This is a genomic window from uncultured Winogradskyella sp. (genome assembly GCF_947498005.1).
GTDB lineage: Bacteria > Bacteroidota > Bacteroidia > Flavobacteriales > Flavobacteriaceae > Winogradskyella.
The window spans coordinates 22,968-47,022 of the sequence record NZ_CANMIW010000002.1 but is presented as its reverse complement, the minus strand read 5'-3'; the positions used below and the strand labels follow the sequence as shown (position 1 = coordinate 47,022).

Here is a 24,055-nt window from a genome sequence, read left to right as displayed (position 1 = left end):
TTTTAAAAGTTTAGATTAAGACCACATAAATAAGTTCTAGGAATTGGGTAAAAACCAAAATCAATACCGCCACCAATAGGTGCTCCACTTGTAGCACCAGGATCATAACCTTTGTATTTTGTAAATGTGTATAAGTTGTTAACTCCTACATAAATTCTAACTTTATCTACTCCTATTTTTTCAATAACATCTTTTGGTATGGAATAGCCTATTTGTACATTTTGAATTCTTAAATAAGAGGCATCTTCAACAAAGTAATCTGAAAACACATTGTTAGATGTGGACGCTGTAGTTAGCCTTGGCACAGAATTACTAGTTCCTTCACCAGTCCATCTATCTAAAACGTAGTTTAATCTATTTACATCAGTTAACGTTCTTTCATAATTTCTAACCATATCGTTACCAATTGAAGCAAATGCATACGCTGTAAAATCAATATTTTTGAAATTTAAAGTAAGATTAAGTCCCATTGTAACATCTGGAATAGGATTACCAAGATTTGTTCTATCATCTGCATTTATTTCACCATCATTATTAACATCAACAAATCTTAAATCTCCTGGCGATGCTTCTGCACCTAAATCAATCTGCGAAGGGTGTGCGCTTACCTCAGCTTGATTTTGAAAAATTCCATCTGTCTTATACCCATAAAAATAACCTAGAGGTTGACCAGTTTCCATTCTGGAAATGGCAGGCTGACCAACACCGAATGTTCCACCTTCTACAAAACCAGTGCTATTGTTTACTTTAGTCACTTCATTTTTCAAAGTAGTTATATTATAACTTGCTGATATTTTAAAATTATCTGATATATTATCTTTATAATTTACAGCAAATTCAAAACCTCTATTTTCTACACCACCAGCATTTACTGTTGGAGCAGAACTACCTGGTGCAAATACACCTGTAATTCCGGAAACAGGAATATTTGCTATTAATAGATTATCTCTTTTATTAATAAAATAATCAGTAGTAATATCTAGCTTATTATCTAACAAACGAATATCAAGACCTATATCTAGTTTTTTTGCTTCCTCCCATTGCAATTCAGAATTTGGCAATTGACCTATTGCAGTTCCATTGACTAATGAGTTATCAAATATATATGTTGCTTCACCACTTAATTGACCAACATATCCGTTATTTGGAATTTGATCATTTCCTAATATACCATAACTTGCTCTCAATTTTAACAAATCAAATACACCAGAATCATTAAAAAATTCTTCATCTGATATAATCCAACCTGCCGTTACAGAAGGGAAATAAGCGACCCTATTTTCAGGACCAAATTTTGTAGAAGAATCTCTACGTAACATTGCAGAAAATAAATATTTCCCTTTATAATCGTACTGCATTCTAGTGAAGAAAGATAATCTTCTTTCGTCGTAAGAATAAGAGCCTACATCTCTAACGCCATCTCCTCCTGTTCCTAATGCCAATGAAATATCAGCAAATTCCCACGAATTATTAGGCACATCATAACCTGTAGCAAATAGTCCATTTCCGAAAGTCTTAAAAACTGTCGTTCCTCCTGTAAGAGTTACATTATGATCTTCATTAAAGTTATTTTTATATGTCGCGTATAAATCAAATGAATAATCATTATCATTTATAGAATTTTGAGCAACACTGCTTCTGTTAACATCAAATACTTTCCCGCCATAATCCACAATCTTAGAAAATGATTTGCTTTCGCTATTCGTAGTATTGAATCCAATACGACCAGTTAAATTAAGTTTTTCTAGTATTTGATAATCTAGAGAAACTGTACCATTTAATTTTCTTAAATCATAATCATTAAATGTATTAGCTATTTGAGCTAGCGGATTAATAATTTCTATACCCAGACCTGCTACACTTGGCACCAACGTAAAATCTCCATTTTCGTCATATGCAGATAAAGTAGATGGTGTATTTAATGCATTAAACAAAACCGACCCCAAACCAAAATCATTAACAGAATCTCGATCTAAATAAGTATAAATAATATTTGTACTTACTTTAAATTTATCTGATAAATCAGCGCGAATAGAAGCTCTTGCTGTATTTCTTCTAAAATCTGATTTCTTTGGAGCAATGATACCTTGTTGGTATAAGTGAGAACCACTTAAGGAATATGCTATTTTATCAGAACCACCTGAAATACTAAAGTCATGACTATTGATTGGAACTGACTCATTGAAAACTTCATCTTGCCAATCCGTACCTGCTCCTAAATTCGATACATTAGTATAAGGCAGAGCTTGACCTCCATTAGCATAACTTTCATTTAGTAATAATGCATATTCTGTAGCATTCAACAATGGTAATTTTCTTGAAGTTTCTTGCAGGCCCACATATGTATTATATGAAACTTTTACTTTTCCTCCCTTCTTACCGCCTTTAGTGGTAATAAGAACAACTCCATTAGCACCTACAGTACCATAAATGGCAGCTTGCGCATCTTTTAAAACTGTTATAGTATCAATATCATTTGGATTAAGAATACTTAAATCGCCTTGATAACCATCTATTATTACCAATGGTCCATTTGTACCATTAGTGGATATTCCTCTAATTCTTATATCCAATCCTGCTCCCGGAGCTCCAGATTGAGAGGTTACATTTACACCAGAAACTGTACCTTGTAAAGCTTGTTCTACTTTAACGGGTTGTAATTCTTCTAAAGTTTCAGAACTAACAATTGACACCGCACCTGTAACTTCTTTTTTCTTTTGAGAGCCATACCCAATAACAACAACTTCATTTAAAGATTCTGCATCCTCCACAAGTGAAATACTTAATGAATCACTATTTAATATAGTAATTTCTTGAGTTACAAAACCAATATATGATATGACAACTACAGAGTTTACTGGCACATCATTTAAAGTAAATTCACCATCAAAATTTGTTGAGGCTCCCTTTGAGGTGTTCTTAACAACTACGTTAACACCTGGTAAAGGTTGTCCTGAGGAAGCTTCTATAACTGTCCCAGAAACATTTACATTTTGCCCAAATACCATCATCGTAAAAACGAGAGCCATGAGCGTTAAAAGTTTTATTTTCATAGTTTATTATTTAGTTATTGCAATTTACCACAATTGTATTGACAACTTCTCAATATAACACTATACAAAAAACATACACTTTAAAAATAATAATGATAAAATACTAATATCACAATGCAAACACCTATAATTTATGGTATTCTCAAAACAAAAAAAGATTTAACAACAATTAACAATTACTTAGTCAGAAGACAAGGATAACACAATTGTATAGGTAATGTATAGGTAAAATACAATGTTGTATAGGCTCTAAAGCTCAATGATATAATTTGATAAGTTTTGATTATGATCCAATCCTAATTTTTTTCTTAGGCGGTAACGCTTAACTTCTACACTCTTATGAGAAATATTAAGTAAAGGCGCAATTTCTTTAGATGAAAGATTTAATCTTAAATAAGCACACATTCTTAAATCATTTGGGGTAATTGTTGGATGAATTAATTTTATGCGTTTCATGAAATCCTTATCAACATTATTGAACGCTTCCTCAAACAAATGCCAATTACTCGTATCATTAATGCTAGAGTTGATGGTTTTTATAACTTTTTTAACCTCCATCAGTGAAGTACTCTTAGTTAAGTCACTTTTTATATTACTTAGTAATTCGTTACGCTTTACCAAATTCATAGTAGCCATACCAAGTTCCCTATTTTTATTATCTATATCTAATTGTAGATTTTTATTTTTAAATTGAATCAATTGTCTCTGATTTTCAAGTTGTTCTAACTCAATTTGCCTTTGTTTTTTTTCAATAAGTTTAATCTGAATTTTTTTGTAATGTTTTTTATTAAAGTAATAAAGCACATATATAAAAAGTAAGGATAACAAAAAATAAGAAATAATTGCCATGGGCTTTAGATACCAGGGTTTTTCAATACCAAACTCGTAGGTAATCCTATTATTTGACATAATACCATTAGTCATCGCTCTAGCTTGAAAAGTATACTCTCCATGTGGTAAATTCTTAAAGAATACCTCAGATTCAGAAGACCAATCACTCCATTTATCATATATACCACTTAATTTATATTGATACATCGTTGGTGTAAAACGATTATAATTTGCAACACTATACTTAAACCTTACATTATTAGTTTTATTAATAAAAGTTTCAACGGAACCCAAATCTACAGCAGATAAATCATTTAAAGTTTTACCACAATCGACATTATTGAGATGAATATCCAAAACATCCTTTCCAATCTTATCCAAATTCATAGTTATATATCCTCCCTTTGTTCCGATTAAATAATTGTTATTTTCTAAATGCAAAATATTCTCGAAAGCCGATTTTGTATTTCTCGCATCACTTGAAATAACAATTGTATTAATTTTTGGTAAACTCGATAATTTCCCAGGTTCAATATATATAATTCCACTTGCAGAAAAACCCCAGAGTTTGCCATCAGCAATATCATAAATTAACTTTCCTGACACGTATTTTTCTCCACTAAATAATTGACTAAGAATTGAATCTCTTTTAAACTCCTGATTATTTACTTCATACGTATACACACCATCTTGCGTGTTGTATAAAATCCTATTATTGTATTTAACTATGCTTGACTTTACTCCTTCCTTTACTGGTATTTTATCATTATTAATAACTCTTAAATAATCATTATCGATTTTAATTTCATAAACACCTTTATGTTCATGGCTAATTAGTACCTCATAAGAATTCAGAAATTCAAAATACCTTGATGAAATATCAAAACCTTTAATTTTATTTCTAAATTGCCATTGCCCATTAACTTTTTGAAGAATATTTAAACCTTTATAATTACCCTGAATTAACAGGTTAGGACGTCCCTCTATCTGTTTAATTCCCCAAGTCCCTAATTCGCTAGCGATTTTCTCAACAGAAACACCGTCAATAATAAATGTTCCTTTATCATGTCCGCAGAACAAATCATTATTAATCATAGTTAAACTCCACACTTGCCCTTTAGTACCATTTATAAAACTAAATTCATTTTTAGACCCTATAGTTTTATAAAATAATCCATGATTTGTTCCTAAATACAAATAGCCGTTTACTTCTGCAGCACAATACACTGTACCTATTTTACCTTGTTTGTCTTTATATACTTTGAATGGCGAATTCATATTTATGACATTTATGCCATTATCAAGACCTAACCAAATATTACCTGAATCGTCCTCTGCGATAGACAAAACTGTGTTATTACTTAAACCTCTATTTTGATCAATTTGCATCAACACATCTCCATAGGCATTTAGATGAACTATACCTTTAGAAATCGTACCTAGCATATATGTGCCATTCTTCAGTTTTAGACTACTATAAACGCTCGTGTTTGATAATAAACTATCTGCTGAAATATTCCATTTCTCAACTTTATCAGCTGAAAGCTTAAAAAAACCATTTTCTTCAGTCTGTAATAGAAGACCAATGTGAGAATTGAATAGGCTAACTAGCTTATTATCACCTATCTGATTGGCATCTACAATTAAACGAGGCTCTCCATTTATAATTTCAAACACTCCCTCTCCAATTATTTGATAATAAATAGCCTCATCAACTTTAAAAATCTTATTAATTCTTTTGTCCGACTCTATAATTGAAAAACTACCCTTTTCAACTTGATAAATATAAATCCGATCAAATGATTGGAACAAAACAAATTCACCAAGATCAATAATACCCCAAAAGTCCTCGTCTTGTATAATACTAGTTTCTAAATTCCCCTTTAGCGATATGTACTTTAAAGAACCTTTGTTATCCCTTAACCAATAACCAAAATCCATATATCCACCAGTATATATGCGATCTTCAATAACATTTACTGATCGTAAAATAGAATTATTTGGAGACTTATATGTATTCCATGAAGCTCCATTAAACTCTAATAATCCTTTATTGTTAGCGACATAAACAAAGTTGTTTTGAGCTTGAGATATAGCCCAATTTTGGTCTTCAGCACCATAATCTTGAGGAGTAAACACTTGTATGGGAGAAAATTCCTGAGCTTGTGTCGCAAATGAAATAAAAACAAAAAAAGTGTAGAGATAAAATTTAATAATATCCATTAGTTCTATATTATTAGTTTGTGTTTAACAAAGTAGTCAGACTAATATTTTGCCTTTGTTAAGGTACTAATATAGATAAATAAAAGGATGTAGTAGCAATTGTAGTGCTTGTATATTAAAGAGTATAGTTATAATAACCATGAACAACTAAGACTATTACATTAAAACTACAACAAAAACTTATAGTTACAATGTTAAATAAACGATCATTATTCTTGAACTTGCAATACTGCAAAAAAAATAGAAAAGTGCAAAACCAAAAAAGCCGAAAACTTTCGTTTTCGGCTTTTCATCTGTACTGAAGACGGGACTTGAACCCGTACGTCCTAATGGACATTGGATTTTAAGTCCAACGTGTCTACCAATTCCACCACTTCAGCATCTTGATTACAGACTGTAATCAAATTGGTATATTTTTTAAAGAATAGAGCGAAAGATGGGATTTGAACCCACGACCTCCACCTTGGCAAGGTGATGCTCTACCCCTGAGCTACTTTCGCAGTTTTTAAAGAACAATTTCGCTTTCAAAGCGGATGCAAATTTATAATATTTCTTAGAATTGCAAAGCCTTTTTTAAAAATAAATTAAAAAAATTTTAAGCTTGCTTTTTCTTAAGCAACATTCTCTTAATTTCATTGAGTTTCATCAAGGCTTCCACTGGCGTAAGTGTATCAATATCAGTATGTAATATTTCATCTTTTATTTCAACCAATAATGGATCATCTAAATTAAAGAAACTTAACTGTAAATCGTCTTTTATACTTTTTACCTTATCTGTAAGTTCTTCACTCGAATGTGACTTCTCTAATTTAGATAAAATTTTATTAGCACGTCTAATCACTTGTTGCGGCATTCCCGCCATTTTTGCCACATGAATTCCAAAACTATGCTCGCTCCCACCTTCTACCAGTTTTCGAACAAAAAGCACATTATCCTTTAATTCCTTTACAGCAACATTAAAGTTTTTAATGCGACCAAAAGTTTCAGTCATTTCATTTAACTCATGGTAATGTGTAGCAAATAACGTTTTTGGTTTCGATTGATGCTCATGTAAATACTCACTAATAGCCCAAGCAATTGAAATACCATCGTAGGTACTGGTTCCTCTTCCTATTTCATCTAAAAGCACCAAACTTCTATCCGATATATTATTAAGAATTGAAGCCGTCTCATTCATTTCTACCATAAACGTAGATTCACCCATTGAAATGTTATCACTCGCTCCTACTCTAGTGAAAATCTTATCCACTAAACCGATTCGCGCTTCTCCTGCTGGCACAAAACTTCCAATTTGCGCTAAGAGTACAATTAAAGCCGTCTGTCTTAAAATAGCCGATTTACCAGACATATTTGGCCCAGTAATCATTATAATTTGTTGCGCGTCTCTATCTAAAAACACATCATTGGCAATATAAGGCTCACCAATTGGTAATTGCTTTTCTATAACAGGATGACGCCCTTCTTTTATTTCTAAATCGAAACTATCATCTATTTGCGGATAGACATATTTATTAGCTTTTGCCAAACTTGCAAAACCACATAAACAATCTAATTGCCCAATAAGCTGTGCATTCTGTTGTACCGAAATGATAAACTGATGCATCCAAGTCACCAAATCGGCGAATAATTGCTGCTCAATGGCTAAAATACGTTCTTCAGCTCCCAATATTTTAGCTTCGTATTCTTTAAGCTCTTCTGTGATATAGCGCTCTGCACTGACTAGTGTTTGCTTACGTATCCATTCTTCTGGCACTTTATCTTTATGAGCATTTCTAACTTCAATATAATAGCCAAAAACATTATTAGATGCTATTTTCAAAGAGGTAATACCTGTGCGCTCACTTTCGCGCGTTAGCATATTATCTAAATAGGTTTTTCCGGATTGAGATAAACCTCGTAATTCATCTAATTCTTCTGAAAAACCTGCAGCAATCGTACTTCCTTTTAAAATATTTACTGGCGCTTCTTCGTTAATAGTTTCCTTTATTTTATCTCGAAGCAAATCACAGCGATGTAAATTATCGCCTAATATTTTTAAGGCTTCATTCTCGCAAGTTTCTGCAACCGATTTTATAGGCACAATAGCATCTAAAGAATTTTTAAGTTGAATCACTTCACGAGGACTCACTTTAGTCGTTGCAATTTTTGAAATTAAGCGTTCAATATCGCCTATATGCTTAATTTGTCCTTGAATATCTTGAAGTACACTTTCATTTTCCAATAAATACTTAACAACTTCATGACGTTGTTTTATTTTTTCGGCATGTTTTAGAGGTAAAGCCAACCAACGTTTTAAGGTTCGTCCACCCATGGCAGAAATCGTTTTATCAATCACATTGATTAACGTTACGGCATTAGCATTGGTAGAATTATAAAGTTCTAGATTCCTAATCGTGAATTTATCCATCCACACATAATCATCCGTTGCAATTCTTGAAATGGTTGCAATATGCTCTAATTTATTATGACGTGTTTCTCCTAAATAATGAAGTACAACACCAGAAGCTATAATACCTTCATACAAATCCTCAATACCAAAACCTTTAAGCGTTTTCGTATTAAAATGCTTGGTTAAAGTTTCATTTGCATAATCAGCTTGAAACACCCAATCTTCCAAATAAAAGGTATGAAAATCAGTTCCAAAAGTTTCAGAAAACACTTTTCGGCTTTGTTTTGAAATTAAAACTTCACTCGGATTAAAATTCTGAAGTAACTTGTCGATATACTCCGCATTGCCTTGAGACGTTAAAAACTCACCTGTTGAAATATCTAAAAAGGATATTCCAATACGTTGCTTTTCAAAATAAACAGCCGCTAAAAAGTTATTCGATTTAGAGTGTAGAATATCATCATTAAAAGCCACACCAGGTGTTACTAATTCCGTAACGCCTCGCTTTACAATGGTTTTGGTTTGTTTTGGATCTTCTAATTGGTCGCAAATAGCAACGCGCTCTCCTGCTTTTACCAATTTTGGCAAGTAGGTATTTAAAGAATGATGTGGAAAACCTGCCAATTCAATTTCGCTTTCGCTACCAGCACCACGTTTGGTTAAAATAATATCTAAAATTTTTGAAGCCTTAACGGCATCACTTCCAAAAGTTTCATAAAAATCGCCAACTCTAAACAATAAAAGTGCATCAGGATATTTCACCTTAATCGCATTATACTGTTTCATTAGTGGTGTTACTTTTTTTGCCTTTTTAGCCAATGGTAATCACGTTTTAAATTATACTTTTGTGCTGAATTATTTCAAAATTGCAAGTTTGCTAAATTACTTATATTTTGAGGCTTATTAAAACCGAAAGACTAGAAGTTATTTACAGGTGTTGATAAGTGAAATAAGCTGTCATTCCTGCGAAGGCAGGAATCCATAAAAGAAATTAATTAGAAATAGATTCCTGCCTTCGCAGGAATGACAAACATATTCGATGTCACAGAAGCATACTATAAGCAGAAAACTAAAAAACGAAGAATTAGACCGATTAGAAATTTCCGAATTTAAGGATGCTAAAAAATCGCCAATCATTATTATTCTAGATAATATTAGAAGTTTAAATAATATTGGCTCTGTGTTTAGAACGAGTGATGCTTTTTTAATTGAAAAAATCTACCTCTGTGGTATCACAGCACAACCACCACATAACGACATTAGAAAAACCGCTCTTGGAAGCACGGGAACAGTGGATTGGGAATATGCAGAACACACTTTAGATGTGATTGAAAAACTGCAAGCAGAAGACGTAAATATCTGTTCTATAGAGCAAGCAGAAAATGCCACGATGCTTAATGATTTTAAACCTCAACCCAACCAAAAATATGCCTTTGTTTTTGGTAATGAAGTGAAAGGTGTAGCTCAGGATGTGGTTGACGCTAGTGATGTGGTTATTGAAATTCCACAATATGGCACCAAACATTCTTTAAATATTTCGGTAAGTTGTGGTGTTGTGATTTGGGATGTGTTTAGTAAGCTTAAAAATACAATTTAATACTCAACTGTCATTCCTGCGAAGGCAGGAATCCATAACCTTAAGAACAAAAACAAGTAGATTCCTGCCTTCGCAGGAATGATAAAAACAAAATGACTAAAAAATCAAAACAGTCTTGGCCCACAAAAGACGCTATGCAACAAGTCTATGACCTGCATCTTTGGGGCGGAAAAGACTTTGATTTTTATTCGGGTTCAGGTTCTCATGATGCTGAAATTGTTACACCTTATATAGAATGTGTTTCTTCGTTTTTACAAGCGCACAATAATGCACTAACGGTTTGCGATTTGGGTTGTGGCGATTTTAACATTGGAAAACAATTAATCCGATACACTAAAAAATACATCGGAATTGATATTGTAGACAATCTCATTGAACGCAACAAAAAACTATTTAAAGCTGAAAATTTAGAATTTTATTGCCTAGATATTGTGGAAGACGAATTACCAAAAGCCGATTGCATCGTACTTAGACAAGTCTTGCAACATTTATCTAATGCTGAAATTCTAAAAATTGTGAAGAAACTTTCAAACTACAATTATGTAATCCTTACAGAACATCTACCCATTGGAAATTTTGAACCGAATAAAGATATTATTTCAGGTCAAGGCATCAGAATAAAAAAACAAAGTGGTGTTGATGTGTTGGTAGAACCTTTCAATTTAAAGGTAAGAGAAATGAAAATTTTAAATGAAATAATTCCAGCGGATAATAAAGGGGTTATTGTGACTGCGCTTTATATTATTGATTAAAGTTTCTGTCATTTCGAGCGAAAGCGAGAAATCACATTGTTCTTGATTTGCAGGAATAATTATATTAATGATGATGAGATTCCTCAATCGTGCCTCATTTCGGAAACCTAACGAAGTGGTTCGACGCAGTCAATGACAACAAGGACTTCACACTATTTACTTCCTAATTTGAACTTTTTACTTCCAACTAATTACGTCTCACTACTAACCGAAGCCGCATTAATCTCGCCCAGCAACCACAAATAATCTTCACGATGCTTCACGAAGTCCTTATCTGATATATCAATGATTTTCACATTCATTTCTGGCTGACTTTTTAAAAAGTCTAAGTATCCTGAATTTATTTTCTTAAGATAATCGTCCTTTATATCTTTTTCGTAGTTGCGTCCGCGTTTTTTAATATTCCGTTGTAAACGCTCTGTGTTTTGATAGAGATACACATACAAATCTGGTTTTGCAATATCCTTATATACTTGGTAAAATAGTTTTCTGTACAGTCTAAATTCGTCTTCTGGCAAGGTTATCTTAGAGAATATAAGGGACTTGTTTACATCATAATCACTAACCATAAAATCTTTAAATAAATCTAATTGCGATAAATCATCACTGATTTGCTGAAAACGGTCTGCCAAAAAAGACATTTCTAAGGTAAAAGCGTAACGTTCTGGATTTTTATAGAATTTTGGCAGAAACGGATTATCTGCAAAACGTTCTAAAATAAGTTTTGCATTAAAATCTTGAGAAATCTTATTCGTTAAACTTGTTTTTCCGGCACCAATATTTCCTTCAATGGCAATATAATTGTAATTGGTAAAGCTGTAAGATTTTCTTGGATTTTTAAGCCAGATATTTATCGGCTCTATTTCAGATTCATCTACACATTCTGTTAACAACAAATCTATTGTTCTGCCCAAAACAGGATGCTCAAAGTCTTTAGCTAAATCCGAAAGCGGTTGCAATACAAATTTACGATGTTGTAAATGTGGATGCGGAATCACTAAATTCTTTTCATCGACGATTTCATCTTCAAAAAACAAAATATCTAAATCGATTTCTCGAGACGCATAACCTGTGGTTGTTTTCGTTTCTCGTCCTAAATCAGACTCAATTGTTTGAAGCAATTTGAGTACTTTTTTAGGTCTATATTCGGTTCCCACACTTATACAAGCGTTATAAAAATCATCGCCTTCAAAACCTAGAGCTGGTGTTTTATAGACTTTAGAAATCTTTTTTACCGCACCAATTTTTACAAATATAGCATCTACAGCAGCCTGCAAATATTGCAATTTGTTGCCTTTATTACTTCCTAATGCTATGTGAGTGATTTTGGTCGGTTTCATTTGAAACAACAAAATAACTAAAACAATTTTTATAACTTTACCTTTAAGGAAACTATTTATTAACCATTTTCAATGTCATTAAAAGACAAGCTTTTAGCACAACGTATTTACTTTTTACTTGGTGGACTTTTTATCACATCACTTGTGGTTTCAAATTTAATTTTTCAAAAATTCTTTTATTGGCACCCTTTTGATATTGAGATATTTGGCTCTAAATTATTCGAAATTTCAGTGGGTATTTTACCGTATCCTATCACCTTTCTTATTACCGATTTAATCAGTGAGATTTACGGCAAAAAACGAGCCAATGACATTGTGGTTGTGGGTATATTCGCCTCATTATTCTCGTTATTAATTATTTACACAGCTTCAAACGTTCCAGCCACAACGTGGTCTTATGTAGACGACAGCACATTTAAATTGGTGTTTGGTAACACATCGCTCGCTGTTTTTGCGAGTATGGTTACTTATTTGTTTGCGCAATTTGTAGATATTCAGATTTATCATTTCTGGAAACGCTTAACCAAAGGCAAACATCTGTGGCTTCGTAATAATTTTTCTACATGGTTTTCGCAATTTGTAGACACTTTTACTATACTTATTTTACTGTGTAGTTTCGGAATTATACCATGGGAAAACTTTAAAGGCTTACTTATTAGCGGCTTTCTGTTCAAAGTTTTAATTGCATTTTTAGATACACCATTTTTATACCTTGGTGTGTTTCTATTTAAAAAACGTTTTAAACTAAAAGTAAATGAGGAAATAAATTTACTGTAACGGTTAAACAAAACATTAAAATCTTCTTAAACTTGACAACCGCAGCAACTTTTATACAGAAATTTGCGTATATCATATAAAGACGCTGTTTAAAAGCACAATAAAACCTTATGAAGAAATTTTTAAAAATTATCGGAATTGTATTACTTATTTTCATTGCAATTCTTATCGCTATACCATTTGTTTTAGAATCTAAAATCGACACTATTGTTCAGAATTATGCCGATGAAAATTTAGACGCAGACTTATCCTTTGATGATATTAGCTTGAGCTTAATTAGTAGTTTTCCTAAAGCCGAAGTGAGCGTAGAAAATTTAAAAATTACAAACAGAGCACCTTTTGAGGGCGAAAACTTAGTGATTGCAAAATCATTATCGTTTGAAATGGGAATGACTCAATTATTAAACGGAACTGAAGACCCTTTAGAAATTAACGAAATCATAGCAGACGAGCTTCTGCTAGTTATAAAAACCAATAAAACAGGTGCTGTAAACTATGATATTGTAAAAGAAAGTGATACAGCAGAAACAACCACGACAACAGAAACAGAGAGTGCTGCAGGTTTTAGTTTTGACATTGACCATTACGAATTAAATAATAGCGCTTTTACATATATAGATGACACTTCCGATTTAAAATTTTACCTCACAGAAATTAATCACGACGGAACAGGTATTTTCTCTGGTGGTACTTCGCAATTAGACACCAACACAGAAGCAAACATAACTTTTGCAATGGATAGCACTGAATATTTAAGCAATAACAGCATAAAATTAGATGCGCTTATAGATTTAGATTTAGAACAAGAAAAATACACCTTTAAAGAAAATAAAGGTTATATAAACGCATTGCCTTTAGAGTTTGATGGTTATATACAAATGGTTGAAGCCGGACAACAAATGGATATTACGTTTAAAAATCCGGAAGCTTCATTTAAAGATTTTTTAGCAGTAATACCAAAAGCTTATGCTAAGGATGTTGAGAATGTAAGCACCACAGGAAACTTTACCGTAAATGGAATTATAAAAGGATTGGTTTCAGAAGAAACAATTCCCACTTTGGATATTAATTTAAACTCAACTAATGCATCTTTTAAATATCCAGACCTTCCAAAAAGTGTCAGAAATATTGCCATTGATGCCTCTGTAAAAAACACAACTGGAAATATTGATGATACATTTGTAAATATTGATAAGCTTAATTTTCAGATTGATGACGATTCTTTTAAGTCCGAAATTCATGTAAAAAACCTAACTACAAATCAACAAATCGATGCTAAACTCGATGGTGTTTTAAATTTAGCAAACATTACTAAAGCGTATCCTGTTGAATTAGAAGATGAATTGAGTGGTATTTTAAAAGCAAACATCAATACCTCTTTTGATATGAATGCTCTTGAAACTAATGCTTACCAACGTATTAAAAACACAGGTAATGTGTCGATGAGTAATTTTATATTTTCTTCGGAAGACATTATAAATCCTGTGCAAATAAATACAGCGGATTTATCTTTTAAACCAGGAACGGTAAGTCTAAATAGTTTTGATGCATTAACCGGAAAAAGTGATTTTTCAGCCACAGGAACCATTAATAATTTATTAGGTTTTTTGTTAAGCGACAAAAAATTAGAAGGAAATTTTAACTTGACTTCTAACACGTTTGCGCTTTCAGATTTTATGTCCGAGGAAGAACCATCAGCTGAAACAACAGATACAAATAAAACACCTTCTGAAACCACATCAACAACCGAATCGTTGAAGATTCCAGATTTTTTAGATTGTACCATAACAGCTAATGCAAAAACAGTTATTTATGATAATTTAAATCTAAAAAATGTAAAAGGACAGTTATTAATAAAAGACCAAACTGCAACCCTTAAAAACATGACTACTGATATTTTTAATGGTCAATTAGGATTATCTGGTAATGTATCTACAAAAGAGGCTCAACCTGCTTTTGATATGAGTTTAGCCATGCAAAATTTTGATATTTCTCAATCCTTTAAAGATTTAGATATGTTAAAAGCTTTAGCACCAATTGCCAAAGTATTACAAGGAAAATTAAATTCTACAATAGATGTTAGCGGTTTATTAGACAGTAGTTTTTCGCCAGATTTAAGTTCTATTTCTGGTAGTGCTATCGCAGATATATTAACTAATAATATTGATGCTGATAGTAGTCCACTACTTTCTAATTTAGATAGTAAATTAGATTTTATAGATTTCAGTAAATTAGACCTTAAAGACCTTAAAACAAAATTAAGTTTTGAAAACGGACAAGTGTCTGTAAAACCATTTACCATAAATTATAAGGACATTCCTATTGAAGTTTCTGGTTCTCATAGTTTTTCAAACACCATGAATTATAATGCAGTACTTCAAGTACCAGCAAAGTATTTAGGTAGTGATGTTAATCAGTTAATAGGTAAGATTGATGATAGCGAAGTGACTAATTTAACCATTCCGGTTACGGCTAATATTGGTGGTACATTTACTAGTCCTAATATACAGACGGATTTAACTTCTGGTGTTACCAACTTAACAAAGCAATTAATTGAGATTGAAAAACAAAAATTAATTAACACAGGAAAAGATAAGGTTACCGATTTAATAGGCGGACTTTTAGGCGGAAATACAAATACCAAAGAAACCGACTCTACAACTACTGATACACCCACAAAAGAAGAAACTACAAAGCAAGAAGCAACTGATAAAGTTAAAGAGGGCGTAAGTAATATTTTGGGTGGTCTTCTAGGAGGCAAAAAGAAAACTGAAGACTCAAAAGCACAAGATTCCACCAAAAACTAACCGTTAATCGTTAAAATTGCATTTATTTTATAAAAATAAGTTAATAATCATTAAATAATTTGGAATTCTTAATTATTACGTTATAATGTAGGTTCACTAAATATTAAAAAGTATATATGAGGCAGTTAAAAATCACCAAGCAGGTAACCAATAGAGAAGATAAGTCTTTAGATAAATATCTACAAGACATTAGTAAAATTCCATTGATTACCGCAGATGAAGAAGTGGAGTTAGCACAACTTATCAGAAACGGTGATCAAGCAGCATTAGACAAATTAACAACAGCCAACTTAAGGTTTGTTGTATCTGTTGCAAAACAATACCAAAATCAAGGATTAAAATTACCAGATTTAATTAATGAAGGTAATGCTGGTTTAGTAAAAGCAGCTAAACGTTTTGATGAAACTAGAGGTTTTAAGTTTATTTCTTATGCTGTATGGTGGATTAGACAAGCTATTTTACAAGCTTTAGCAGAACAATCGCGTATTGTACGTTTACCATTAAATAAAATTGGTACAATTAATAAGATTAATAAGGCATTTTCTCACTTAGAGCAAATAAACCAAAGACCACCTAATGCAGATGAGATTGCACGTGAGTTAGACATTAGCGAACGTGAGGTAAAGCAGTCTATGAAAAATTCAGGACGTCACCTATCAATGGATGCACCATTAAAAGATGGCGAAACGTTTAGTTTATATGATGTAGTTAGTTCTGGCGAATCACCAAGACCTGATAAAGATTTAATGAAAGAATCTTTAAATACAGAAGTAGAACGTGCATTAGAGACGTTAACTCAAAAGGAAAGTGATGTTATTCGTTTAAACTTTGGAATAGGCGATCAACCACCAATGACTTTAGAAGAAATTGGAAGTATCTATGATTTAACCAGAGAAAGAGTTAGACAAATTAGAGAAAAAGGTATCCGTAGATTAAGACATGCAAGTAAGAGTAAAATCTTAAAAACGTATTTAGGTTAAAAATAAATATCTAAAACATTAATTTAATTTTTTATTCTCAAATAGTTAGCATATATTTGCCGACCATTTGCAAGAATTAGTTAACAAAAATATATCGATAATGATTAAAATCGAAATCAAAGAAGGAGAAAATATAGAACGTGCACTTAAGCGTTATAAGCGTAAACACAGAAATGTGCAAATTATGCAAAACCTTAGAGAGTCTCGTTATTTCACTAAGCCTTCTGTAAAGAGAAGAAGAGAAATTCAGAAAGCTGAATATATTCAGGGTTTAAGAGACGCTGAAAACGTATAGTTTTTCTCATTTATAAAGTTTTTATAAAAGAGTAGCCTTTGTGCTACTCTTTTTTTATGCTTTAATTTCAGTTTTTCTAAACATTTCATTTTATCTTGAAGTGCTAAAAATTTAAAATCATAATTTTATATGCCAATTATTAAAGCTGTTAGAGGAAAACAACCTCAAATCCCTGAAGATTGTTACGTTGCTGAAAATGCAACTATAGTTGGAGAAGTCTCCCTAGGAGAACAATGTAGTGTTTGGTTTAATGCTGTAATACGAGGCGATGTTCATTTTATAAAGATGGGTAATAAAGTTAATATTCAAGATGGTGCAGTTATCCATGCTACCTATGAAAAATCTCCTACGACCATTGGTAATAATGTTTCTATAGGACATAATGCTATTGTACATGGTTGTACCATTAAAGATAATGTACTTGTTGGTATGGGCAGTATTATTATGGACGATTGCATTATAGAAAGCAACAGTATCATTGCTGCAGGTGCTGTAGTCACGAAAAATACAATTGTAGAATCTGGGAGCATTTATGCTGGTGTACCAGCAAAAAAAGTTAAAGACATTAGTAAGGAATTGATCTCAGGGGAAATAGATAGAATTGCTAACAACTATGTAAAATACTCTGGTTGGTTTAAGTAGTAGTACTTAAAAACTTTGTTTTAAACGTTCTATTAGAACTTCAATATCTGAAATTTCATTTAACACATCCGCACTTAAAACTGTTGAAATTTCATTACCATTTAATTTTAAAATTGTAGGATAAAGCATCTTAACGTTTGGAAACTTAGATTCAAATTCATCTTTGTGATAAAACTCCATGTCAAAAGGGCTTTGAGATCTAAAATTTTTCCAGGTTGAGTTTTCTGAAAACACATCATGCGTTAATGTACATAAGCGACAATTATATGTTGAAGGGCTAATTAATTTATGACCTACATGAAACAAAGCGTTTAATTTCCCAGAATTAGCATTGTAAATAAAAAGTAATTTCATGCTACCTTAGTGCAACCATATGATAATTCCTTACTAGAATTCCAAAAAAGAAGCATTGAATTTATGATCTAGAATAGAATTTAAAACTGCAACATTACCGTTAGAGAATAGATTAATATTTGGTTTCGCTTCAGAATCATTCAATAAATTATGAGCAGACAATACAGATTGTGTTTGTTTTGCTACAGCAAGACCAGAATCTATAATTTTAACTGTACTAGGAAGCATTTTGGTTAGCATAGGAATCAGGTAAGGATAATGTGTGCATCCTAGAACCAAATAATCTATATTCTGCTTTAACATTGGTTCTAAATACTTTTCTAAAAGCAGTAGCATTTCTTTTGTACCTACTTTATCTTCTTCTATTAATGGCACAATACCTTCACCAACCTGTTCTATCACTTTTATTCCTGAAGCATACAAGTCCGTTGTTTTATGAAAAAGCTGACTGCTTAGTGTTCCTTTAGTCGCTAAAATACCGACTGCTTTAGTCTGTGTATTTAAAGCAGCTGGCTTAATAGCTGGTTCTATACCTATAAATGGAATATTGTAATTTTCCCTTAAATAATTTATAGCATTTGTTGTAGCTGTATTACAGGCAACCACAATAATTTTGCACTCTTTAGCTATTAGGTATTCTGTGTTTTTAATACTGAGTTGAAGTATTTGATCCTTAGATTTATCTCCATAAGGTGCATTTTTACTATCTGCCAAATAAAAACAATTCTCGTTTGGTAACAAGGCATGGATTTCTTTGAAGATAGATGTACCTCCAATTCCAGAATCGAATATACCGATAGGTTTTTTACTCATTATTACAAAAATAAAAAGTCGCTTAACAATAAGCGACTTTCTAATTATTTATTTTAACTTAGGATTACATTCCTAATTGCTTTTTTACATCTGCCATGATATCTTTACCATCTGCAACGATAAGCATTGCTTCATCTACAACGTATTGAAAACCTTGAGCTTTAGCGACTGCTTTGATAGCGTTATCTGCTTTTTCTACAATTGGCTTTAAAAGATTAAATTCTTTCTCTTGCAATTGCTTTTGCGCTTGTTGTTGGTATTGACCTAAACTTTGCTTCATCGTTTCAACTTCTTGCATACGTGCTAAGTTTTCTTCTTCCGTCTTAGATTCTGCCTCTAAGTTGTACTGCTTATATTTAGCGTCTAATTCTTTGTAAGAACCTTGAATTTCTGCCTCATAGGTTTTACCTAATTTTTCAATCTCAGCTTGAGCTGAAGCATATTCTGGCATCGCCTTAATTAGCTCTTGCTTATTTATATGTGCAATTTTACTTTGTGCTGATGTAAAACTAGTAGCTCCAATAAAAAGTACTGCTGCAAATAATAATGTTTTTAAATGTTTCATTTTTCTAAAGTGTATTTGTGTGTTATAAATTATTTATTGTTTGTTGTTTGTTTACTATTTAGTCATTTTTCTTAGCCTTAGCGATAGAGTCATTCTTTCTAACTTGCCTCTCACGTTCTTCTCTCGCTTTTTTACGGTCTTCTAAAATTTTCTTTTTTCTATCTTCTAACGCTTTTTGGCGTGCTTCTCTTTCTTTTATTTTTTGCAGACGTTTTGCTTCTGCTATTTCAGCTGGTGTTTTAGGTGTCTTGCCGCTCAAAGAATCTTTCTTAACGATTCCTTTTGCCATGGTACTATCTACTTTTACTGCTGATTTACTTTTATCTGATATCGAATCCTTTTTCGTGTCAGTATTTTTATTTACAGCTTCAGTTCTCGCGTTTCTCTTATCAATTGCACTCTGGCGACGTTCTTCTGCTTCCTTTTTCTTTTTATCTCTTAATTCTTGCTGAGCTATTTTTCTTTCCTCTGCTGCTTTTTCACGCTCTGCTCTTGCTGCTGCCAATTGTTCTTCACGCTTAGCTTTACGCTCTTCTAATGCTTTTTGACGTTCATCTTTACCTTCACTTACTTCTGGTACAACTTCCTCCTCCTCTAAAGCCTTACGTTCTTTTTTACTTTTGGCTTGCGAGCGTTTAGATGATCTTGTAATCGTTTTTAAAACACGCTCACTAATATCATAGCGATCTGCTGAATATAGCATTACAACATCTGCTGATTTATCAAACACAAAATCATATTTACCTGTTTCTGCTATATCTTGTACAGCTGCAAAAATCTGATCTTGAATGGGCTCAATCAATTGACGCTTCTGTATCATTAAATCGCCATTTGGTCCAAATCGCTTTTGTTGATAATCTAAAACCTCTGCTTCTTCATAAGTGATATCTTCATAACGTTCGTCATATAACTCTTTCGTTAAAAGAACACTTTCGTTATCTAACTCCTTTTTCTTTTGAGCAATGACATTTAGTTTTGATTCTATTTCAGATTTCCATCCTAATACCTTTTTATCTAATTGCGCAGAAGCTTCTTGATACTCTGGTACATTTTGCAAGATATACTCTGTATCAATATATCCTATTCTAACACCTCGTTGTGCATTTGCATTAAAGCCAAAGAAACTTATAATTACTAATAAAAAAAGAACTTTAAAATTCATCATTTTTGTTTTCATGTTTTGAGACATTTTTGTCGTAACATTAAATTTTTATAGTTTAATGTTACTAATGTTCAAATTTAACGAAATAAATTCTTAAAAATTTTAACACCATGATGATTTCTTAATAAGCTATTAGAAAATATCGTGCCAAACTTAAAATTGTTGACCAATTATAAAGTGAGTTTCCCATCTTTTCACTGAAGCACCATATGGAGCTGCATCAAATGCATGACCAAAGTCTATCCCTAATAAACCAAAGGCTGGCATAAAGATTCTAAGCCCAAAACCGGCTGATCTCTGTAGGTTAAACGGATCAAAATCCTTGAATGTATTCACAGAACTACCTGCTTCTAAAAATGTTAACGCATATATTTTAGCTTGAGAGGCTAAAGTAATAGGATAACGCAATTCTAAAGAGAATTTGCTATATATAGAACCACCATCAGTATCTGATAATGATTGATTAGGATAACCACGTAACTGAATCACTTCTCTTCCATCTAAGGAATAGTTTGCTAATCCATCACCACCAACGAAGAAACGTTCAAAAGGGATTACACCTCTATCATTGTTATATGCTCCAAGAAACCCGAATTCTACACTAGGCTTTAATACAAACTTTTTTGTTAAAGATTGGTACCAATCTGCCTTAAATTTAATTTTATAAAATTCTAACCACTTAAAACGTTCTTGATCTATCTCTCCAATTCTAGTATTAGCATCGTTATAAGCTGTACTTCCAACGGTTGAGTTATTTAAATTTTCTACCTCATCTGCTCTATCTTCGCTTAAGGCTCCGTAATCTACACCGTTTACTAAAGAGTATGGGAATGAAAATTTAGCAGAAATATTGAAACTTGAACCTCCTGTTGGGAAAATTGGATCAATTCTAAGGTCACTTCTACTTAAGCCAATAGTATAAGAAAGGTTATTAGACGTCCCGTTACCAAATGTAAATAAGCTGGTTGTGTAGTTATTTAGATTATAATGTTGATAACTTAATGCCTGTGATAATAAAAAGTAATCATCTGGTTTAGAAAGTCTAGTAGACAATCCAAAGGTTATACCTGTAATATTAAAACTTCTACTCTTATTTGCTGTTCCTGTAGATGAATCATACAAAAACTGTTTAGAATGCGAAAGCGACGTTGACATCTGGTATGGCTTTTTACCACCAAGCCAAGGCTCACTAAATGAAAAACTATATGTTTGAAAATACTGACTAGCTTGAAGTCTTAATGCTAAACTTTGGCCATCACCTCTAGGAACTGGTACGTACGCTTCTTTATTAAAAAGGTTTTTAATTGAGAAATTATTGAATGACAAACCTAAAGTACCGATGAAACCTCCTCCACCATATCCACCTTGCAGTTGAATTTGACTAGATCCTTGTTCTGCAACAGAATATTCTACATCTAATGTACCATCTACAGGATTAGGGTTTTTGATATTTGGCGTAATTTGCTGAGCGTCAAAAAATCCTAATTGTCCTAATTCTCTAATTGTTCTAATTATATCAGACTTTCTATATAACTCTCCTGGACGTGTTCTTATTTCTCTATAAATAACATGATCATTAGTAACATCATTTCCAACAATTGTCACGTTGTTAAAATAAGCTGGCTTACCTTCAGAAATTCTAATTTCCATATCAATAACATTACCTTCTGCACTTACTTCTACTGGATTAATTGTAGAGAACATGTAACCGTTATTTTGATATAAGTTGGTAATATCTTGAGCATCTGGATTGGTATCATCTGCAATACGTTCTCTCAATTCTACTCCATTATATGTATCGCCTTCTTTAATACCTAATAATAGTGCTAGTTGTCTGTCAGAATATACTGTATTACCTACAAAAGTTATTTTACCAAACGTATATTTCTCACCTTCTTCTACTTTTATATTAAGGTTTATCGTTTTATCGTCTATATAAGTAATAGAATCTGAAATCACTCTCGCATCTCTGTATCCATTCTCTTTATAATAATCAACTAAGCTAACTAGGTCTGTTTTAAAATCGTCTTCAATATATTTAGAGCGTTTTAAGATTCTCAACGGACTTAGACTTTTTTGCTTCGTGTTTTTCATTGCTTTACGAAGCTTTTTATCCGCTATTTTTTCATTACCATCAAAAGTAATAGCCTTAATTTTTACTTTCTCGCCTTGGTTAATATCCAAAGTCATATTAACACGCTCTTTCTCAACAGAATCAATAACTTGGGTGGTCTTAATACTAACTTTAGTATTTAAGAACCCTTTTTTTCTATATTTATTGGTAAGATAGTTTTTAGTAGTAGCGATTAAGTTTTCTGTAACTTTTACACCAGGCTTTAATTTATTTTCCGAAATTATTTCATCTTTCTTACTTTTCTTAACACCTTCTATAGTAAGTTCTTTAAGTTCTGGCAAGTCAATTAATTGAATTTCTAAATCTGCAGTGCTTCCATCAATGTTAGTCACATAGATATCAATACTACTAAATAAATTAGATTTCCATAATGTTTTTACAGCATTGGCGATTTTTTCTCCACCAACTTGTATTTCTTCGTCCTTTCTTAATTTAGAATAGGCTATTATGGTTTGTGCACTAAAGTTAGTGTTTCCTGTAACCGTAATTTCTTTAATTAAATAGGTTTCTCCTGCTTTTACTTGAGCATTACTTGCAAATGAAATTGTAAACAGTAATACAGTACAAAAAAGTTTTATGAATGAATTCAAAACTGAATTATTAGGTAAGTTGTTCGCTTGTTTTTCCAAATCTTCGTTCTCTGTTTTGATAATTTACGATTGCCTCATAAAGATTTTCTTTTTTAAAATCTGGCCATAAAATATCTGTAAAATATAATTCTGCATAGGCTATCTGCCAAAGCAAAAAATTACTAATACGTTGTTCTCCACTTGTGCGAATAAGTAAGTCTACGTCTGGTAAATTTTGCGTGTAAAGATGCTTATTTATAATTGATTCATCAATACTTTCAGAAGAAATTATATTATTTTTAACTTTAACTGACAATTCTTTGATAACATTAACAATTTCTTCACGAGAACCATAGCTTAACGCTAAGGTTAATGTCATATTATCATTATTTTTTGTCTTTTCTATTACATCTAATAGTTCGTTATGCGCTTTTCTAGGTAAATCTTTTAGCGATCCAATGGCTGATAGTTTTATACCATTATCTTGTAAGGTTTTAATCTCTTTCTTTAAAGATTTAACCAAAAGTTTCATTAATGTCTGAACTTCTAATTTTGGCCTATTCCAGTTCTCTGTAGAAAACGCATAAAGTGTGAGGTTTTTTATCCCTAATTCTGCACTGGCTTCTACAGTTTCTCTTACAGATTTTGTACCATTCTCATGACCAATTGCTCTTATTAGCCCTTGCTGCTTTGCCCAACGTCCATTACCATCCATAATAACAGCAATGTGTTTAGGAAGCTTATCTTTATTTATTTGTTCTTTAATACTCAT

17 protein-coding genes and 2 tRNA genes are annotated in these 24,055 nt (G+C 32.1%); 7 read left to right on the top strand and 12 right to left on the bottom strand.

Features of this window, described 5'->3' with window-relative positions; genetic code table 11:
- Positions 1-2: 2 nt before the first annotated feature.
- The 5 genes from Q0891_RS03610 to mutS form a co-directional block, all read right to left on the bottom strand.
- Positions 3-3,053, bottom strand: a complete 3,051-nt coding sequence (locus Q0891_RS03610) for a TonB-dependent receptor (protein ID WP_299098853.1) — start codon at positions 3,051-3,053, stop codon at positions 3-5.
- A gap of 249 nt (positions 3,054-3,302) precedes the next feature.
- Complete coding sequence (locus tag Q0891_RS03605) at positions 3,303-6,107, bottom strand: triple tyrosine motif-containing protein (RefSeq protein WP_299098851.1); 2,805 nt, start codon at positions 6,105-6,107, stop codon at positions 3,303-3,305.
- A gap of 296 nt (positions 6,108-6,403) precedes the next feature.
- Positions 6,404-6,487, bottom strand: a tRNA-Leu gene (locus tag Q0891_RS03600).
- Positions 6,488-6,535: 48 nt separating this feature from the next.
- Positions 6,536-6,607, bottom strand: a tRNA-Gly gene (locus Q0891_RS03595).
- Between the two features lie 95 nt (positions 6,608-6,702).
- Positions 6,703-9,315, bottom strand: coding sequence for a DNA mismatch repair protein MutS (gene mutS / locus Q0891_RS03590; protein WP_299098849.1), 2,613 nt, complete (start codon positions 9,313-9,315; stop codon positions 6,703-6,705).
- A 220-nt stretch (positions 9,316-9,535) separates the two neighbouring features.
- Here mutS and Q0891_RS03585 point away from each other — a divergent pair, with 220 nt between their 5' ends.
- Together Q0891_RS03585 and Q0891_RS03580 are read left to right on the top strand one after the other, a co-directional pair.
- Positions 9,536-10,093, top strand: a complete 558-nt coding sequence (locus tag Q0891_RS03585) for an RNA methyltransferase (protein ID WP_299098847.1) — start codon at positions 9,536-9,538, stop codon at positions 10,091-10,093.
- A gap of 92 nt (positions 10,094-10,185) precedes the next feature.
- Positions 10,186-10,845 carry a class I SAM-dependent methyltransferase gene (locus Q0891_RS03580; protein WP_299098845.1) on the top strand — a complete coding sequence of 220 codons (660 nt, stop codon included), beginning with the start codon at positions 10,186-10,188 and terminating at the stop codon, positions 10,843-10,845.
- A 191-nt stretch (positions 10,846-11,036) separates the two neighbouring features.
- Here the strand turns inward: Q0891_RS03580 and folK are convergent, their stop codons facing one another.
- The gene (gene folK / locus Q0891_RS03575; protein WP_299098843.1) at positions 11,037-12,185 is read right to left on the bottom strand and encodes a 2-amino-4-hydroxy-6-hydroxymethyldihydropteridine diphosphokinase; all 1,149 of its coding nucleotides are present in this window, start codon (positions 12,183-12,185) and stop codon (positions 11,037-11,039) included.
- 72 nt (positions 12,186-12,257) lie between these two features.
- Between folK and Q0891_RS03570 the strand changes: the two genes are divergently transcribed.
- From Q0891_RS03570 to Q0891_RS03550, 5 genes are all read left to right on the top strand, one after another.
- Complete coding sequence (locus tag Q0891_RS03570) at positions 12,258-12,962, top strand: queuosine precursor transporter (protein WP_299098840.1); 705 nt, start codon at positions 12,258-12,260, stop codon at positions 12,960-12,962.
- 110 nt (positions 12,963-13,072) lie between these two features.
- Positions 13,073-15,769: an AsmA-like C-terminal region-containing protein gene (locus Q0891_RS03565; RefSeq protein ID WP_299098838.1), complete on the top strand. Its 2,697-nt coding sequence runs from the start codon at positions 13,073-13,075 to the stop codon at positions 15,767-15,769.
- 116 nt (positions 15,770-15,885) lie between these two features.
- A complete protein-coding gene (locus tag Q0891_RS03560; RefSeq protein WP_157362674.1) occupies positions 15,886-16,749 on the top strand; it encodes an RNA polymerase sigma factor RpoD/SigA in 864 nt (287 codons plus the stop codon).
- A gap of 100 nt (positions 16,750-16,849) precedes the next feature.
- Positions 16,850-17,044: a 30S ribosomal protein S21 gene (gene rpsU / locus Q0891_RS03555; RefSeq protein WP_008269492.1), complete on the top strand. Its 195-nt coding sequence runs from the start codon at positions 16,850-16,852 to the stop codon at positions 17,042-17,044.
- A 129-nt stretch (positions 17,045-17,173) separates the two neighbouring features.
- Positions 17,174-17,686 carry a gamma carbonic anhydrase family protein gene (locus tag Q0891_RS03550; protein ID WP_299098836.1) on the top strand — a complete coding sequence of 171 codons (513 nt, stop codon included), beginning with the start codon at positions 17,174-17,176 and terminating at the stop codon, positions 17,684-17,686.
- A gap of 6 nt (positions 17,687-17,692) precedes the next feature.
- Here the strand turns inward: Q0891_RS03550 and Q0891_RS03545 are convergent, their stop codons facing one another.
- The 6 genes from Q0891_RS03545 to Q0891_RS03520 all read right to left on the bottom strand — a co-directional run bounded on the left by Q0891_RS03545 (position 17,693) and on the right by Q0891_RS03520 (position 24,055).
- Positions 17,693-18,040 (bottom strand): GTPase, encoded by a 348-nt coding sequence (locus Q0891_RS03545; protein WP_299098834.1) that lies wholly within the window; start codon positions 18,038-18,040, stop codon positions 17,693-17,695.
- A 33-nt stretch (positions 18,041-18,073) separates the two neighbouring features.
- A complete protein-coding gene (gene murI, locus Q0891_RS03540; RefSeq protein WP_299098832.1) occupies positions 18,074-18,853 on the bottom strand; it encodes a glutamate racemase in 780 nt (259 codons plus the stop codon).
- A gap of 64 nt (positions 18,854-18,917) precedes the next feature.
- Positions 18,918-19,418: an OmpH family outer membrane protein gene (locus Q0891_RS03535; protein WP_299098829.1), complete on the bottom strand. Its 501-nt coding sequence runs from the start codon at positions 19,416-19,418 to the stop codon at positions 18,918-18,920.
- A 58-nt stretch (positions 19,419-19,476) separates the two neighbouring features.
- Entirely contained in the window at positions 19,477-20,595 is a 1,119-nt protein-coding gene (locus tag Q0891_RS03530) for an OmpH family outer membrane protein (RefSeq protein WP_299098827.1), read from the bottom strand.
- A gap of 138 nt (positions 20,596-20,733) precedes the next feature.
- Positions 20,734-23,304 (bottom strand): outer membrane protein assembly factor BamA, encoded by a 2,571-nt coding sequence (bamA, locus tag Q0891_RS03525; RefSeq protein ID WP_299098825.1) that lies wholly within the window; start codon positions 23,302-23,304, stop codon positions 20,734-20,736.
- Between the two features lie 10 nt (positions 23,305-23,314).
- Positions 23,315-24,055: an isoprenyl transferase gene (locus Q0891_RS03520; protein ID WP_299098824.1), complete on the bottom strand. Its 741-nt coding sequence runs from the start codon at positions 24,053-24,055 to the stop codon at positions 23,315-23,317.

Bases quoted from the DNA above. Each gene is read 5' to 3' on its own strand.
- Q0891_RS03610 (WP_299098853.1), bottom strand. From the start codon at position 3,053: ATGAAAATAAAACTTTTAACGCTCATGGCTCTCGTTTTTACGATGATG.
- Q0891_RS03605 (WP_299098851.1), bottom strand. From the start codon at position 6,107: ATGGATATTATTAAATTTTATCTCTACACTTTTTTTGTTTTTATTTCA.
- Q0891_RS03585 (WP_299098847.1), top strand. From the start codon at position 9,536: ATGTCACAGAAGCATACTATAAGCAGAAAACTAAAAAACGAAGAATTA.
- Q0891_RS03580 (WP_299098845.1), top strand. From the start codon at position 10,186: ATGACTAAAAAATCAAAACAGTCTTGGCCCACAAAAGACGCTATGCAA.
- folK (WP_299098843.1), bottom strand. From the start codon at position 12,185: ATGAAACCGACCAAAATCACTCACATAGCATTAGGAAGTAATAAAGGC.
- Q0891_RS03570 (WP_299098840.1), top strand. From the start codon at position 12,258: ATGTCATTAAAAGACAAGCTTTTAGCACAACGTATTTACTTTTTACTT.
- Q0891_RS03565 (WP_299098838.1), top strand. From the start codon at position 13,073: ATGAAGAAATTTTTAAAAATTATCGGAATTGTATTACTTATTTTCATT.
- Q0891_RS03560 (WP_157362674.1), top strand. From the start codon at position 15,886: ATGAGGCAGTTAAAAATCACCAAGCAGGTAACCAATAGAGAAGATAAG.
- rpsU (WP_008269492.1), top strand. From the start codon at position 16,850: ATGATTAAAATCGAAATCAAAGAAGGAGAAAATATAGAACGTGCACTT.
- Q0891_RS03550 (WP_299098836.1), top strand. From the start codon at position 17,174: ATGCCAATTATTAAAGCTGTTAGAGGAAAACAACCTCAAATCCCTGAA.
- Q0891_RS03545 (WP_299098834.1), bottom strand. From the start codon at position 18,040: ATGAAATTACTTTTTATTTACAATGCTAATTCTGGGAAATTAAACGCT.
- murI (WP_299098832.1), bottom strand. From the start codon at position 18,853: ATGAGTAAAAAACCTATCGGTATATTCGATTCTGGAATTGGAGGTACA.
- Q0891_RS03535 (WP_299098829.1), bottom strand. From the start codon at position 19,418: ATGAAACATTTAAAAACATTATTATTTGCAGCAGTACTTTTTATTGGA.
- Q0891_RS03530 (WP_299098827.1), bottom strand. From the start codon at position 20,595: ATGAAAACAAAAATGATGAATTTTAAAGTTCTTTTTTTATTAGTAATT.
- Q0891_RS03520 (WP_299098824.1), bottom strand. From the start codon at position 24,055: ATGAGTATTAAAGAACAAATAAATAAAGATAAGCTTCCTAAACACATT.